12 protein-coding genes are annotated in these 15,422 nt (G+C 69.1%); 11 read left to right on the top strand and 1 reads right to left on the bottom strand.

What is annotated here, in order from left to right; genetic code table 11:
- Nucleotide 1 precedes the first annotated feature (1 nt).
- From J2853_RS19060 to pssA, 6 genes are all read left to right on the top strand, one after another.
- Entirely contained in the window at nt 2–868 is an 867-nt protein-coding gene (locus tag J2853_RS19060) for a hypothetical protein (RefSeq protein ID WP_307559781.1), read from the top strand.
- On the top strand, nt 865–2,523 hold the full coding sequence (gene murJ, locus J2853_RS19055) for a murein biosynthesis integral membrane protein MurJ (RefSeq protein WP_307559780.1): 1,659 nt from the start codon (nt 865–867) through the stop codon (nt 2,521–2,523). The genes J2853_RS19060 and murJ overlap by 4 nt, the downstream gene beginning before the upstream one ends.
- Nucleotides 2,516–3,637 (top strand): glycosyltransferase family 4 protein, encoded by a 1,122-nt coding sequence (locus tag J2853_RS19050; protein ID WP_307559778.1) that lies wholly within the window; start codon nt 2,516–2,518, stop codon nt 3,635–3,637. Before murJ ends, J2853_RS19050 begins: the two co-directional genes overlap by 8 nt.
- Nucleotides 3,638–3,885: 248 nt before the next feature.
- Complete coding sequence (locus J2853_RS19045) at nt 3,886–4,878, top strand: TerC family protein (RefSeq protein WP_307559775.1); 993 nt, start codon at nt 3,886–3,888, stop codon at nt 4,876–4,878.
- Nucleotides 4,879–5,005: 127 nt separating this feature from the next.
- A complete protein-coding gene (locus J2853_RS19040; RefSeq protein WP_307559773.1) occupies nt 5,006–5,653 on the top strand; it encodes a phosphatidylserine decarboxylase in 648 nt (215 codons plus the stop codon).
- Nucleotides 5,640–6,470, top strand: coding sequence for a CDP-diacylglycerol--serine O-phosphatidyltransferase (gene pssA, locus J2853_RS19035; protein WP_307559771.1), 831 nt, complete (start codon nt 5,640–5,642; stop codon nt 6,468–6,470). Before J2853_RS19040 ends, pssA begins: the two co-directional genes overlap by 14 nt.
- Nucleotides 6,471–6,625: 155 nt before the next feature.
- Here the strand turns inward: pssA and J2853_RS19030 are convergent, their stop codons facing one another.
- Nucleotides 6,626–7,267 (bottom strand): MBL fold metallo-hydrolase, encoded by a 642-nt coding sequence (locus tag J2853_RS19030; protein WP_307559769.1) that lies wholly within the window; start codon nt 7,265–7,267, stop codon nt 6,626–6,628.
- A gap of 520 nt (nt 7,268–7,787) precedes the next feature.
- On the opposite strand from J2853_RS19030, the gene uvrA reads away from it, so the two are divergent.
- The 5 genes from uvrA to J2853_RS19005 all read left to right on the top strand — a co-directional run bounded on the left by uvrA (nt 7,788) and on the right by J2853_RS19005 (nt 15,396).
- Entirely contained in the window at nt 7,788–10,628 is a 2,841-nt protein-coding gene (uvrA, locus tag J2853_RS19025; protein WP_307559767.1) for an excinuclease ABC subunit UvrA, read from the top strand.
- A gap of 304 nt (nt 10,629–10,932) precedes the next feature.
- Entirely contained in the window at nt 10,933–11,379 is a 447-nt protein-coding gene (locus J2853_RS19020) for a Rieske (2Fe-2S) protein (RefSeq protein ID WP_307559765.1), read from the top strand.
- Nucleotides 11,380–11,513: 134 nt separating this feature from the next.
- The gene (uvrC, locus tag J2853_RS19015; RefSeq protein WP_307568731.1) at nt 11,514–13,595 is read left to right on the top strand and encodes an excinuclease ABC subunit UvrC; all 2,082 of its coding nucleotides are present in this window, start codon (nt 11,514–11,516) and stop codon (nt 13,593–13,595) included.
- Complete coding sequence (gene rapZ / locus J2853_RS19010) at nt 13,592–14,464, top strand: RNase adapter RapZ (protein ID WP_307559763.1); 873 nt, start codon at nt 13,592–13,594, stop codon at nt 14,462–14,464. Before uvrC ends, rapZ begins: the two co-directional genes overlap by 4 nt.
- A 14-nt stretch (nt 14,465–14,478) precedes the next feature.
- Nucleotides 14,479–15,396, top strand: coding sequence for a gluconeogenesis factor YvcK family protein (locus J2853_RS19005; RefSeq protein ID WP_307568730.1), 918 nt, complete (start codon nt 14,479–14,481; stop codon nt 15,394–15,396).
- Nucleotides 15,397–15,422 lie beyond the last annotated feature (26 nt).

Below are 15,422 nucleotides of genomic sequence, written 5' to 3'. Positions count from 1 at the left end.
GATGGCTCGTCGCGCTTTTTTCAGTGCTCTGGCCGGTGCTCTCCTCGGAGCGGTGGCCGCCCGCGCCGCGTATGCGGCCTTCACCCGAAGGCCGCCGGTCGGTGACGCGGAGACCTGGACCAGGACGAACCACCGAGGCGAGCCGATCACCCTGCTCGAAGGTCCGGCCTTCGTCGCGGGCGCCGGTGTGACCGCCGCGGTGATCCCCGGTCTGCCCGCCAGGATCCGCGCGGCCGCACTGCTGGCCGTGGCCGGCAGCGGCGGTCTCGGCGCCTACGACGACCTGTACGGCGCGACGTCGTCCAAGGGGTTCAAGGGACACCTGAGCGCCCTGGCCAAGGGCGAGGTCACCAGCGGAGCGGTGAAGATCCTCGGTATCGGCGTGACGGGCCTGGCCGCCGCGGCCCTCACCTCCCGCGGCCCCGTCGACACCGTGGTCAACGGTGCGCTGGTCGCCGGCGGCGCGAACCTGGCCAATCTCTTCGACCTGCGTCCCGGCCGTGCCGTCAAGGTCGGCCTGCTCGCCGGCGCGCCCGTGCTCGCGATGGGTCTCCGCCGCGCCGACCCGGTCTCGGCCACCCTGGCCGCGCTCCCCATGGGCGCCGCGGCCGCGCTTTTGTCCGAGGATCTCGGGGAGCGGGCGATGCTGGGCGACGCGGGGGCCAACGCGCTGGGCGCGCTTCTCGGCCTGGCCGCCACCGTCACCCTGGGCCGTCCCGGGCGTCTGGTCGTGCTCGGCACCGTGGTCGCGCTGACCGCCGCCTCCGAGAAGATCAGTTTCACCCGCGTCATCGCCGGTAATCCGGTGCTCAACGGCATCGACATGCTCGGCCGGCGCCCTGTGGAGCAGGCTCCCGTCAGCCGATGATCACCAAGGTCGGGCAGGGGGTCGCGGGGGCGGCACTCCTCATCGGAATCGTGACGATGGTGGCCCGAATTGTCGGATTTAGCCGCTATCTCTTTCAGTCGCAGAACGTCGGCAACCTCTGCCTGAGCACCGCCTACAACACCGCCAACTACGTGCCCAACATCGTCTTCGAGCTGGTGGCGGGCGGTGCGCTGGCCGGGATGGTGGTGCCGGTGCTGGCCTCGGCCGCGTCCCGGGCCGATACGGACCCCGAGGCCAGGGCGGAGGTCGGCCGGACCACCTCGGCACTGCTCACCTGGGTGATGCTCGCCCTGGTGCCGCTGACGCTGCTCATCGTCGTGTTCGCCGGGCCGGTCGTCGTGCTGCTCCTGGGCGACCCGAACTCGTGCGACCTGGCCGAGGTCGTCAGGGTCGGCACGGGCATGCTCGTCGTGTTCGCCCCCCGAATGATCTTCTTCGGGCTCGCGGTGGTCCTGTACGGCGTGCTCCAGGCCCACCGGCGTTTCATGGGCCCGGCCCTGGCGCCGCTGGTCTCCAGCCTGCTCATCATCGTCTCCTACCTGGTGTTCGATCAGATCGGCGACGGCGGGGCCCAGGAGCTGGCGGATCTCACCACTCCGGGACAGCTGGCGCTCTCGCTCGGCGCCACGGTCGCCGCCGCGGCGATGGTGTTCACCGTGATCGGCCCGGTGAGCAGGCTCGGCCTGCGCCTGCGGCCCTCGCTGTCCTTCCCGCCGGGCGTCGCGGCCCGGGCGCGGGGGCTCGCGACCGCCGGCATCGCCGTGCTGATCGCGCAGCAACTGGCGCTGATCATCGTGATCCGCCTGGCCAACGATCTGGGCGGGAAGGGGGCGGTGGGCGTCTACACCTATGCCTGGGCGCTGTACCAGCTTCCCCTCGCGGTGCTCGCGGTGCCGATCGCCACCAGTTCCTTCCCCCTGCTGTCCACCCGGGCCACCGACGGGGACACGGCAGGATTCGACGGCCTGACCTCGTCCACCACGCGGGTCATCCTGCTGATCACGGGGCTCGCGGCCGGGGTGATGGCGGCGGTCGCCGTGCCCGTGTCGCGGGTGTTCCTGGAGGGCACGCCCGGCGGAGGAGTCGCGGAGATCGAGGAGATGGCCAGGGCCGTCACGCTTTTCGCGCCCGGTCTGCTGGGATACGCCCTCCTGTTCCACCTCGCGCGGGTCCTGTACGCCTGTGGAAGGGGCCGGTCGGCCGCCGCGGCCTCGGTGGTCGGATGGGGGGTCGCGCTCGCGGCCCAGGTCCTGCTCGCCCACGCCGCCGACCGTCCGTCGGAGGTGGTGGGACAACTGGCTCTGGGCAGCACGATCGGCATGACGGTGGGCGGGGTGCTGCTGGGGCTCGCCGTGCTCAGGGCCAGGGGGCTCTCCGCGCTGGACGGGATGTTGCGCGCCCTGCTCGCCGCCGTGGCCGGTGGCGTCGCGGCCTGGGGCGCCGGGCTGGTCGTGACCAAGGTCTTCAGCGCGGTGTCCAGGTGGGAGTGCGTGGCGGTCGGGGTGGGTGCGGCGGCGGTCGGCGCGGCGGTGTTCGCGGCCGTGGCCGTCGTGATCGACGGGCCCGACGCCCGGGTGCTGCTGGGGCGGCTGCGGCGGGTCTCCACGTCAGAAGGGAACCGTTCGGATGGCTGACCAGGGATCGCGCGTGGCCTTCGTGCTGGGGACGAGCGCGGGTGGGGTCGGACGGCATGTGGCCATGCTGGCGGGAGGGCTGGTGCGCGGGGGGCACCGTGTGATCGTGGCCGGGCCGCCCGGCACCGAGGAGGCGTTCGGGTTCGGCGACCTCGGGGCCCGGTTCGTGCCCGTGCCGATCTCCGATCGGCCTCATCCGCTCAACGACCTGCGGGCGATGCGAGCGCTCAGGGCGTTGCGCGGGGCGCACGCCGTGCACGCCCACGGCCTGAGGGCCGGAGCCCTGGCCGCGCTCGCTCTGACCGGAACCGGGACCGGCCTGGTGGTGACCCTGCACAACGCCGCCACCGCGGGCGGCGCGATCGGGGCGGTCTACAGCCTCCTCGAACGGATCGTCGCCCGCCGGGCCGACCGGATCCTGGTTGTCTCCCCCGATCTGGGAGAGCGGATGGCCGGACTGGGCGCGAGGCACGTCGAGGCAGCCGTCGTCCCCGCGCCCGCGCCGGTCCCGACGGGACGCGAGCCGCGGGAGATCAGGGAGGAACTCGGCGCGGGCGACAGGGCCGTCTTCCTGACGGTGGCCAGGCTCGCCCAGCAGAAGGGCCTGGAGACCCTGCTGGAGGTCGCCGGCGCCTTCGGCGAGGGCCGGGCCCAGGAGCTCACCCGGCGGCCCGTGTTCCTGGTCGCGGGAGAGGGGCCGCTGCGGGGGGCGTTGCAGGGACGGATCGACAGGGAGAACCTGCCGGTGCGGCTGCTGGGCAACCGCGGCGACGTCGAGGATCTGCTCCGGGTGACCAGGGCCCTGCTGGTGCCCAGCCGCTGGGAGGGGCAGCCGCTCAACGTTCAGGAGGCGTTGCGGGCGGGGACACCGGTCATCGCCACCGAGGTGGGTGGGATCCCCGCGATGGTGGGCGACGCCGGGCTGCTGGTGCCGTACGGAGACGTCGGCGCGATGCGTGACGCGATCGGCAGGGTGCTCGCCGACGACGACCTCGTACGGGCCCTGGCCGGCGCGGCCGCCGGACGAGGTCGTGAGCTGCCGGGAGAGGAGCAGGCGGTGAACGCCGTACTGGCGGTTTACGAGACTTTGCCGCCGGCGGACCGAAGGGCGTGACGCGATCTCTCGCGGACCGCGGGGCGAGCGGAACAAGGGGTTGCCCCACACGGTTGGATTAGGCGAGACCATGCCGGATGCTTATACTGACATGGTTGAGGAGGGGAGTATCCCTTCGTGACAGTCTCGTCATCACGGTGCTGCCTCGCCCCACGAGGCCCCCGGGGCTGTCGGTCCGCACCATTTTTCAGGCGGGCGGGAGAGACCTCCGGCAGTTTGTCACGCATTCCGCCGGAGGGTAGTTCATTGTGAGCGTTCCTGTTTGGGCATGGTTCGCCGTCATCGGCGGTCTTCTCGTCGTCCTCGCCTTCGATCTCTGGATCGTCGACCGGGGTGAGCCACGAGAGTTCTCCCTGAAGCAGGCCGGTTTCTGGGTCGGTTTCTACGTCACGCTCGCTGTGATCTTCGGCATCATCCTGTGGGTGTTCGACGGGCCGACCCACGCAGGTCAGTTCTTCGCCGGCTACCTCACCGAGTACAGCCTAAGCATCGACAACCTCTTCGTCTTCTACATCATTATGACCCGCTTCGCGGTGCCGAAGATCCACCAGCACAAGGTGCTGCTGATCGGCATCCTGATGGCCCTGGTCATGCGAGGCATCTTCATCGCCATCGGCGCGGCGGCGCTGGCGAACTTCAGCTGGCTGTTCTACGTCTTCGGCCTGTTCCTGATCTACACCGCGGTGCAGCTCGTCCGCCAGCACGGCCGTGACGATGACGAGGTCGCGGAGAACGCGGTCCTGCGCTGGGCCCGGCGGGTGCTGCCCCACACCGACGACTACGTGGGTTCCAAGATCGTCGTTAAGGTCAACGGCAAGCGAATGGTCACCCCGCTGCTGATCGTGATGATCGCGATCGGCACCACCGACCTGCTGTTCGCGCTCGACTCGATTCCGGCGATCTTCGGTCTGACCACCGACGCCTTCATCGTCTTCACCGCGAACGCGTTCGCCCTGATGGGCCTGCGTCAGCTGTACTTCCTCCTGGGCGGTCTGCTCCAGCGACTGGTCTACCTGAGCTACGGTCTCGCGTTCATCCTTGGTTTCATCGGGGTTAAGCTGATTGCTGAGGCTCTGCACACCAGCGGCGTTTCGTGGGCACCTGAAGTGCCGATCTGGGTGTCTTTGTCGGTCATCGGCATCACCATGGTGATCACTACCGTGGCAAGCCTGATCAAGGCCCGGCGTGACGTGCGCGCAAGCAAGGGAAACACCACCCCCGCGAGTGCTAAACAGGGCTAGCGGATTGGCGCGTGAGACGCTTTGCTTGTCTCGTTCCGCCATATAAGGGCTGAGAGATAGGTAGCATCCTGCCCCAGCGCGGGTAGACATACCGGTCTAATGCCGCAAGACATCACAAAGGTTCCCTGTGTCCCACGATTCAGCAAGCCACCAGCCAGGCCGGGTACGGCTGGCGCGTGGCGTCTCCCCGTGGTTGCTTCCTACCGCGGCCGCTGCCGCTGTGACATCGCTGCTCAGCCGCCGTGATCGGCGCTGGGCGCTGGCAGCGGCCCCGCTGACCGCGCTCACCGGAGGCATGCTCTGGTTCTTCCGCGATCCCGAGCGCACGCCGGGAACCGGGCGGATCCTGTCGCCCGCGGACGGCGTGGTACAGAGCATCGACCCGTGGCCGGACGGCCGTACGAGGGTGGCCATCTTCATGAGCCCGCTCGACGTGCACGTCAACCGCGCACCGCTGGCCGGTACGGTCACCTCGATGCAGCACATGCCCGGAGGGTTCCTGCCCGCCTTCAACAAGGACAGCGACACGAACGAGCGGGTCGTGTGGCATCTGGACACCGCGCTCGGCGACATCGAGCTGGTCCAGATAGCCGGCGCGGTCGCGCGTCGCATCGTGCCGTACGTGAACGTCGGAGCGAAGGTGGGCCGGGCGGAGCGGATCGGGCTCATCAGGCTCGGCTCGCGAGTGGATGTCTACCTTCCCGAGGGAATCGTTCCGGCGGTGTCCGTCGGGGAGAAGACCATCGCGGGGGTGACGGGTCTTGACCACGGCTGACGCCAGCTGGCCGATGGACGAGACCGACGACGAACCCCGGGGACCCGTAGGTAAGGCGTTTCGTCTCTCCGCCGCCGACTCTCTCTCGCTCGGCAACGCTCTCTGCGGCTTTCTGGCCGTCTGCATACTCGCCTGGTCGGCCATCAGCTCGCTGCAGGAGGGCAAGGGCTTCGCGGCGGACCCGCGGTTCTTCGGCACCGCCGTGGTGCTGCTGCTGATCGGTGCCATCTGCGACCTGTTCGACGGCCTGGTGGCCCGGAAGTTCCGGGCCTCGGCCATGGGCGCCGAGCTGGACAACCTGGCGGATGTGATCAGCTTCGGCTTCGCACCCGCCTTCATGGTGGTCATCTGGGCTGGATTCAATCAGCAGATCCCGTTTCTGCTGGTCATGGTCGCGGCGGCGTCGGTGTTGCTGGCCGGGGTCATCCGGCTCGCGCGCTTCGCCTGCGTGAAGACCAAGAGCGGCGACTTCATGGGCCTGCCCATCCCGATGGGCGCCATGACCGTGGTCTCCGTCGTGTTGCTGTTCCCGCCGTCCATCTGGACCGTGCTGCCCATTTTCGGGGTGGCCTACCTGATGGTGAGCCGGATCGAATATCCCAAGCCCAAGGGCAATCTGGCCGCCGCCGTGCTCGCCTGGATGATGATCAACGTGGCCTGCCTGACCATCTGGGCCGCGGGTCTGGCCGGCGGCGACACGCTGATCAAGGTCGGGGCCATCATGCAGATGACCATCGTGGCCACGATTCCGCTGCGTGTCCTGATGTTCAAGCGGGAGAAGCGCAAGGAGCGCAAAGAGGCCGAGAGCATCACCTGATGCCGGAGGAGCGGATCGCCGGGGCCTTCGGCGGCCGGACGTACGGCTGACGCCTTCGGGCGCCGGCCGTACCCGGAGAGGCGCCGGAGGCCGTGCTCACGGGGATCGGAGAAGAGCCGGTGACCGTGCACGGGGACGCCCGTGCACGGAAGGGGTCACCAGCCGCGTTCGCGCCATTCGGGCAGGGACGGGCGTTCGGCGCCGAGCGTGGTGTCCTTGCCGTGGCCCGGATAGACCCAGGTGTCGTCGGGAAGCCGATCGAAGATCCGCTCCGACACATCCGTGAAGAGCTGGGCGAACCGCTCGGGATCCTTGTTGGTGTTGCCGACCCCGCCGGGGAAGAGCGAGTCGCCGGTGAACAGGTGGCCGGCATGGTGCAGGGCGATCGAGCCCGGCGTGTGCCCGCGCAGGTGGATCACGTCCAGGGCGACCGCGCCCACGGTGACCACGTCGCCGCGTTCGACCTCCAGGTCCACCGGCACCGGCAGGGCGGGGGCGTCGAGCGGATGGGCGATCACCGTGGCGCCGGTCGCCCCGGCGACCTCCTGCAGGGCCTGCCAGTGGTCGCCGTGCTGGTGGGTTGTGACGATCTTGCTGATCGGCCGGTCGCCGATGAGCGCCAGCAGCCAGTCGGCCTCGGCGGCGGCGTCGATGAGCAGGCCGTCGCCGGTCATGGCGCATCGGAGCAGGTAGGCGTTGTTGTCGAACGGGCCGACCGCCAGTTTGGCGATCGTCAGGGCGGGCAGTTCGCGCACGTCGGCGGGGCCGCCGACCTGCACGTCACCTGTGTACGTCACGGATACTCCTCGAGCGGATGGGCGGGAAGGCGAGGGGCACGAGCATGATCGGCCGCAGTGGCGCGGGCGGGCCCACGCCGGCCGTGGCGGGCCGGTTGCCCTTGGTCCCCGGGCATCACCCTAAGCCCGGCCGACGGCCGGTGACGGGCGGGACGCGCTCCGCGGGGGTGGAGAGTGGGGGCGCCGGTCGGCGAAGGCGGCGAGTCCGGCCCGGGCCGGGTCCGGGACATCTGCCCTCGCACGTCGTGATCTCCTTCAAGACTGCGTGCCGGGGCACATCCGGACGTCCCGGCTGGGGCGACATGGAGCGGTCGTGCCGGGGGGTGAGGGGTGTGCCGGGCATAAACAGCGGTGTTCACGTGGTTGAAACCACGAACGCCCTCATCGTGCTCGGGGGAGGACCGTAGTCTGGAGATGGCGGGGAAATCCTGGGCCCCATGAGGCTCCGGAAATTGTCGGACCCCATCGCTATCCTTCCCGCGACTGCTTTTGACCCTTCTACATCGACGTCGGGACTGCTGTGGCTGACCGCCTCATCGTGCGTGGCGCACGTGAACACAACCTCAAAGACGTCTCGCTGGACCTGCCGCGAGACTCTCTGATCGTCTTCACCGGACTGTCCGGCTCGGGCAAGTCCAGCCTGGCCTTCGACACTATTTTCGCCGAGGGACAGCGGCGATATGTCGAATCGCTGTCGGCCTACGCCAGGCAGTTCCTCGGGCAGATGGACAAGCCCGACGTCGACTTCATCGAGGGGCTCTCGCCCGCGGTGTCGATCGACCAGAAGTCGACGAGCCGTAACCCGCGTTCGACCGTCGGCACGATCACCGAGGTCTACGACTACCTCCGCCTGCTCTGGGCGCGCATCGGCAAGCCGCACTGCCCGCAGTGCGGGCGCGCGATCGCCCGGCAGAGCCCGGAGCAGATCGTCGACCGGGTGATGGAGCTTCCGGAGGGCACCCGCTTCCAGGTGCTCGCCCCGGTGGTCCGCGGTCGCAAGGGCGAATACGCCGAGCTCTTCAGCCAACTGCAGGCCAAGGGCTTCGCGCGGGCCCGCGTCGACGGCACGGTGGTCCGGCTGGACGACCCGCCGACGCTGAAGAAGCAGGAGAAGCACGACATCGAGGTGATCGTTGACCGGCTCTCGGTGAAGGAGAGCGCGAACAGCCGCCTCACCGGCTCGGTGGAGACCGCCCTGCAGCTTTCCGGCGGCACGATCACCCTGGAGTTCGTCGATCTTCCCGAGGGCGACCCGAACCGCGAGCGCTTCTACTCGGAGCACCTCTACTGCCCCTACGACGACCTGTCGTTCGAGGAGCTGGAGCCCCGCTCGTTCTCCTTCAACTCGCCCTTCGGAGCCTGTCCCGAGTGCACCGGACTGGGTGTCCGGATGGAGGTCGACCCCGACCTGATCGTGCCCGACCCGGAGAAGGCCCTGGGCGAGGGGGCGATCTCCCCGTGGGCGGGAGGCCACACCAGCGATTACTTCATCCGCCTCGTCGAGGCGCTCGGCCTCGCGATGGGGTTCGCGATCGACACCCCGTGGGAGCGGCTCCCCAAGAAGGCGCAGAACGCCCTGCTGCGCGGGCACGACGAGCAGGTCCACGTCCGTTACAGCAACCGCTACGGCCGCCAGCGCTCCTACTACACCACCTTCGAGGGGGTGATCCCCTGGGTGCAGCGCCGCCATGCCGAGTCCGAGAGCGACGGCATGCGCGAGAAATACGAAGGCTACATGCGGGAGATCCCGTGCCCGGCCTGCAAGGGGGCCAGGCTCAAGCCGGTCTCGCTGGCCGTCACGGTGGACGACCGCTCGATCGCGGACGTCTCGGCCATGTCGATCGGCGACTGCGCGGCGTTCCTGGCGGAACTGAAGCTGTCCGACCGTGACATGCACATCGCCGAGCGGGTGGTCAAGGAGATCAACGCCCGGATGGGCTTCCTGCTCGACGTCGGTCTCGACTACCTGACCATGGATCGGGCCTCGGGCACCCTCGCCGGGGGCGAGGCCCAGCGCATCCGGCTGGCCACCCAGATCGGCTCCGGCCTGGTCGGCGTGCTCTACGTGCTCGACGAGCCCTCCATCGGGCTGCACCAGCGGGACAACCATCGGCTGCTGGAGACCCTGATCAGGCTGCGCGACATGGGCAACACGCTCATCGTGGTCGAGCACGACGAGGACACCATCGCCGCCGCCGACTGGGTGGTGGACATCGGCCCCGGCGCGGGCGAGCACGGTGGCCAGGTCGTCGTCTCCGGCACGGTGGCGGAACTGCTGGCCTCCGAAGACTCGATGACCGGCGCCTACCTGTCCGGTCGCAAGAGCATCGCCATCCCCGCGCACCGCCGCAAGCGCGACAAGAAGCGGCAGATCACGGTGAAGGGCGCCCGCGAGCACAACCTCAAGGGCGTCGACGTGGAGTTCCCCCTGGGGGTGTTCACCGCGGTCACCGGGGTGTCCGGATCCGGCAAGTCCACGCTGGTCAACGACATCCTCTACAACGCCCTGGCCAAGGAGCTGAACGGCGCGCGCACCGTCCCCGGCCGTCACTCGCGGGTCAACGGGATGGACCAGGTCGACAAGGTCGTGCATGTGGACCAGTCGCCCATCGGCCGCACGCCCCGATCGAACCCGGCGACCTACACCGGGGTCTTCGACAAGGTGCGCGACCTGTTCGCGCAGACCACCGAGGCCAAGGTCCGCGGTTACCAGAAGGGCCGGTTCAGCTTCAACGTCAAGGGCGGCCGCTGCGAGGCCTGTTCGGGAGACGGCACCCTCAAGATCGAGATGAACTTCCTGCCGGACGTCTACGTGCCGTGTGAGATCTGTCACGGAGCGCGATACAACCGGGAGACCCTGGAGGTCCACTACAAGGGCAAGACGATCTCCGAGGTGCTCGACATGCCGATCGAGGAGGCCCTCGGTTTCTTCGACGCCATCCCGGCCATCAAGCGTTACCTGAAGACGCTCAACGACGTCGGCCTGGGCTACGTCCGGCTCGGCCAGCCCGCCACGACCCTGTCCGGCGGTGAGGCCCAGCGCGTCAAGCTCGCCTCCGAGCTGCAGCGCCGATCCACCGGCCGGACGATCTACGTGCTGGACGAGCCGACCACGGGCCTGCACTTCGAGGACATCCGGCGGCTGCTGAGCGTGCTCGGCAAGCTCGTGGACGGGGGCAACACGGTCATCGTCATCGAGCACAACCTCGACGTGATCAAGACCGCCGACTGGGTGATCGACATGGGCCCCGAGGGCGGCTCCCGGGGCGGCAGCGTGCTGGCCGTCGGCACGCCCGAGGAGGTCGCCCTGGTCGACGAAAGTCACACCGGCCGCTTCCTGCGCAAGATCCTCGGCAGTTGAGACCGGCGTCAGGGCCGGCCCCCTCCATCGGCATCCTCGATGGGGCCGGCCCTGACGGGGAGATCTTCGTGAGTGAGAGCCAGCCTCGCGGTCCGCGAACCCACGGCCCGCCCCGGGCGGTTCGCGGCGCGCTCCGAACCGCGAGGTCCGGCGCGCGGGGTTTCGGGCGCGCGGTTTCGGCCACTGTCGGATACGACGGCCGAGGGCGTAATTCTTCACAGTCATTCAACAAGCCTTACGGCAGGCTGAACCCTCATCGGGGTGCCAGCCGTACCAAATGATGAATGATCCTGGGAGGGTGACCATGACAGATACAACACGTCGTGCGGTGATGCTGGGCGCGGGAGGCGCCGGGATGGCCGTCGTGCTGACCGCTTGCTCGGGTTACGGCGACACGTCTGCGACGGACGGCGGCGCCGCGGCGCCGGCCACCACCGGAGGCGGCGCGGACGCGGGCGCCGCGGCGACGGGTTTCGCCAAGACCGCCGACATCCCCGAGGGCGGCGGCAAGATTTTCAAGGACGAGAAGCTCGTGGTGACCCAGCCGAAGGCCGGGGAGTTCAAATGCTTCACCTCCGTCTGCACCCACCAGGGGTGCGACGTCGACGCCGTCGACGGCGGAACGATCAACTGCCCGTGCCACGGCAGCAAGTTCAACATCGCGGACGGCTCGGTGGCGAACGGCCCGGCCAGCCAGCCGCTCGCCGAGAAGCCGATCAAGGTCAACGGCGACTCGATCAGCCTCGCCTGAACCCGGCCGGGTCACCGCCGCCGGGCCGCGATCCCGGCGGCGGTGTCGTGTGAATCCCACGAACAGGGAATCCCACGAACAGGGAAAGGGATCCTGTCGGTGAAGGCCGATAGGCTTGCAGTGTGGCGAGATCTATGGGTGGCCCGATAAGTTTTCGGCCAAAATCGGGGTCGATTCCCGAATCGCCCGGTGTCTACCGATTCAAAGATGACGGTGGCCGGGTCATCTATGTGGGCAAGGCCAAGAGCCTGCGCCAGCGGCTCAACTCCTACTTCGCGGACTTCGCCGGACTGCATCCGCGCACCCAGACCATGCTCACGACCGCCGTCGGCGTCGACTGGACGGTCGTCGGCACCGAGGTCGAGGCGCTCCAGCTCGAATACTCCTGGATCAAGGAGTACGACCCGCGCTTCAACGTCAAATACCGCGACGACAAGTCCTATCCCTATCTCGCGGTCACCATGGGGGAGGAGTTCCCCCGGGTCCAGGTGCTGCGCGGCGCGAAGCGCAAGGGCACCCGCTACTTCGGCCCCTACTCCCACGCCTGGGCGATCAGGGAGACGGTCGACCTGCTGCTGCGGGTGTTCCCGATCAGGAGCTGCTCGTCGGGGGTGTTCAAGCGGGCCGCGCAGATCGGCCGGCCGTGCCTGCTGGGATACATCGACAAGTGCTCCGCGCCCTGCGTCGGCCGGGTCACCGCCGAGGAGCACAGGTCGCTGGCGGAGGATTTCAGCGACTTCATGTCGGGCAACACCGGCCGCTTCATCAAGCGGCTGGAGAGTGAGATGCGCCAGGCGGCCGTCGAGCAGGAGTACGAGAGGGCGGCCAGGCTGCGCGACGACCTCCAGGCCCTGCAGCGGGCGCTGGAGAAGCAGGCCGTGGTGCTGAGCGACAACACCGACTGCGACGTGGTCGCGCTGGCGGAGGATCCGCTGGAGGCGGCGGTCCAGGTGTTCTACGTCCGTGGCGGGCGCATCAGGGGCCAGCGCGGATGGGTGGTCGACAAGGTCGAGGAGGTCGGGCCGGGCGAGCTGGTCGAGCAGTTCCTGCTGCAGATGTACGGCGACGCGAGCGCCGAGACCCTGCCCAGGGAGGTGCTGGTGCCCGTCCCGCTGCCCGAGACCGAGGCGGTCGCGGAACTGCTCGGAGAGCACCGAAAGGCCCGGGTGGAGATCCGCGTTCCGCAGCGCGGTGACAAGAAGGCGCTGATGGAGACCGTCGAGCGCAACGCCGGGGAGTCTCTCAAGCAGCACAAGCTCAAGCGCGCCAGTGACCTGACCGCGCGGAGCAAGGCACTGCAGGAGATCGCCGACGCGCTTGAGCTGGACCAGGTGCCGCTCCGCATCGAGTGCTACGACGTCTCCCACATCCAGGGCACCAACGTGGTGGCCTCCATGGTGGTGTTCGAGGACGGCCTGGCCCGCAAGAGCGAATACCGCAGGTTCTCCGTGCGGTCCACCGAGGGCGACGTCGCCTCGATCCACGAGGTGATCTCGCGCAGGTTCAAGCGATACCTGGAGGAGCGCTCCGCCACCGGGGAGCTCGACGCCGAGGCCGGGGCCGAGTTCGGCGGCGGAGCCGAGCCCAAGGCCGAAGGTGAGTTCGACGGCGGAGCCGAGCCCGAGTCTGGGGCGGGGGCTGAGCCCGAGGCCGGGGGTGAGTTCGACGGCGGAGCCGGGTCCGAGTCTGAGGCGGGGGCTGAGCCCGAGGCCGAAGGTGAGTTCGACGTCCAACCGGGCATCGACCCGGAGACCGGCCGGCCGCGCAAATTCGCCTATCCACCGAACCTGGTCGTCGTGGACGGCGGGCCCGCGCAGGCGGCGGCGGCCCGGAGGGCGCTCGACGAACTGGGCGTGGACGACGTGGCGGTCTGCGGTCTGGCCAAGAGGCTGGAGGAGGTCTGGCTTCCCGGTGAGGACCTGCCGGTGATCCTCGCCCGTTCCAGCGAGGCCCTTTACCTCCTTCAGCGGGTACGTGACGAGGCTCATCGCTTCGCCATCACCTACCATCGTTCCAAGCGGTCGAAGAGCGTGAAGGAAAGCGCTCTGGATGAGGTCCCCGGTCTTGGTCCGGCCCGCAGACAGGCGCTGATCAAGCATTTCGGGTCGGTAAAACGGCTGCGGGAGGCGACCGCGGCGCAGATCTGCGAGGTTCCCGGGATCGGCCCGCTGACGGCCGAGACGATCGTGTCGGCCTTGAAAGGGCAGAGCACATGAGCGAAAGAGAACCCGCGTTCGTCCTCGTCACCGGAATGTCGGGGGCCGGACGGAGCACCGCCGCCAAGGCACTTGAGGACCTGGGCTGGTTCGTCATCGACAACCTGCCACCGGGCCTGTTGTTCGCCATGGCCGAGGAGGCCGGGCGGGTCAAGCTGGCCGCCGACAAGGTGGCCGCGGTGGTCGACGTGCGCAGCCTGGCCTTCACCACCGACCTCAACGCCGCGATCGAGGAGCTGGAAGGGCGCGGCGTCGCCGTGCGCGTGGTGTTCCTCGAGGCCAGCGACGAGGAACTGGTCCGCCGATTCGAGAACGTCCGCCGTCCGCACCCGCTTCAGGGAGACGGCCGCCTGGTCGACGGGATCGCCCGCGAGCGCGGCATCCTGCGTGAGGTCCGGGCGAACGCCGATCTGGTCATCGACACCTCCAACCTCAACGTCCACGAGCTCCGCGGCAAGATCGTCGCCTTCTTCGGCGGCGAGGACCGGCCTGGCCTGCGCGTCAACGTGGTCTCCTTCGGTTACAAGTACGGCCTGCCCGTCGACGCGGACCTGGTCGTCGACTGCCGGTTCCTGCCCAATCCGCACTGGGTTCCCGAACTTCGCCCGATGAACGGTCTCGACGCTCCCGTTCGGGAGTACGTTCTCAACCAAGCGGGTGCAAAGGAGCTCCTCGACGCCTACGAAGAGGTGTTCGGCATCATCGCCTCCGGCTACACCCGCGAGGGCAAGAGCTACGCCACGCTCGCCGTCGGCTGCACCGGCGGCAAGCACCGCAGTGTCGCGATGGCCGAGCAGATCGGCGGCCGCCTGCGAGACCGGGGTGGCATGGAGGTGCAGGTGAGTCATCGGGATGTGGGCCGGGAGTGAATGAAGATCTCAAGATCGTCGCGCTGGGTGGCGGGCATGGGTTGTACGCCTCACTGACCGCGCTTCGGAGGGTCACCTCCCAGCTGACGGCGGTGGTCACCGTCGCCGACGACGGGGGATCGAGCGGGCGGCTCCGCCGCGAGCTCGGCGTGCTGCCCCCGGGAGATCTGAGGATGGCCCTGGCCGCGCTCTGCGGTGACGACGAGTGGGGACGGACCTGGAGCGAGGTCGTCCAGCACCGTTTCCGCAGTGAGGGAGACCTGCACGGGCACGCGGTGGGCAACCTGCTGATCGTGGCGCTGTGGGAACGGCTGGGCGACACGGTCGCCGGGCTCGACTGGGTCGGGCGGCTGCTCGGCGCGCACGGGCGGGTGCTGCCGATGGCCTCCGTACCGCTCGACATCGCCGCCGAGGTGGAGCTGGACGGCCAGGTGAGCACGGTGCGCGGCCAGGTGGCCTGCGCGCTCACCCCGGGCCGGGTCCGGGCCATCTCGCTGGTCCCGGAAGATCCGCCCGCCTGCCCCGAGGCGGTTCAGGCCGTCCTGGACGCCGACTGGGTCGTCTTCGGTCCGGGATCCTGGTTCACCAGCGTGCTGCCCCACCTCAAGGTGCCCGAGTTGGCCGAGGCGCTGCACAGCACCCGCGCGCGCCGTCTGGTGGCGCTGAACCTGGCACCCCAGGCCGGGGAGACCGACGGTTTCTCGCCCCAGAAACACCTGGAGGTGCTGCGGCAGCACGCACCCGCCCTGGAGATCGACGTGGTGCTCGCCGACACCGGGGTGGCCGACGACCAGGAAGAACTCGACAAGGCCGCCGCCGAGCTCGGCGGGCGGCTCGTCATGGCCTCCGTCGCGGACGAGGACGGTTCGCCGCGACACGATGCACAACGTCTTGCCTCCGTCCTGGACGAGATTTTCCGTGAGAAGCGTTGATCCTGGTCAGCGGTGCTCAGGAGTGC

Source organism: Streptosporangium lutulentum (assembly GCF_030811455.1).
In the GTDB taxonomy this organism is placed as follows: Bacteria; Actinomycetota; Actinomycetes; order Streptosporangiales; family Streptosporangiaceae; genus Streptosporangium; species Streptosporangium lutulentum.
Note: the sequence above shows the minus strand (reverse complement) of the source record. Positions and strands in the feature narration are given on the sequence as shown.

What these genes read in the sequence shown, in the direction of transcription:
- J2853_RS19060 (WP_307559781.1), top strand. Translation starts at nt 2, where the DNA reads ATGGCTCGTCGCGCTTTTTTCAGTGCTCTGGCCGGTGCTCTCCTCGGA.
- murJ (WP_307559780.1), top strand. Translation starts at nt 865, where the DNA reads ATGATCACCAAGGTCGGGCAGGGGGTCGCGGGGGCGGCACTCCTCATC.
- J2853_RS19050 (WP_307559778.1), top strand. Translation starts at nt 2,516, where the DNA reads ATGGCTGACCAGGGATCGCGCGTGGCCTTCGTGCTGGGGACGAGCGCG.
- J2853_RS19020 (WP_307559765.1), top strand. Translation starts at nt 10,933, where the DNA reads ATGACAGATACAACACGTCGTGCGGTGATGCTGGGCGCGGGAGGCGCC.
- uvrC (WP_307568731.1), top strand. Translation starts at nt 11,514, where the DNA reads ATGGGTGGCCCGATAAGTTTTCGGCCAAAATCGGGGTCGATTCCCGAA.
- rapZ (WP_307559763.1), top strand. Translation starts at nt 13,592, where the DNA reads ATGAGCGAAAGAGAACCCGCGTTCGTCCTCGTCACCGGAATGTCGGGG.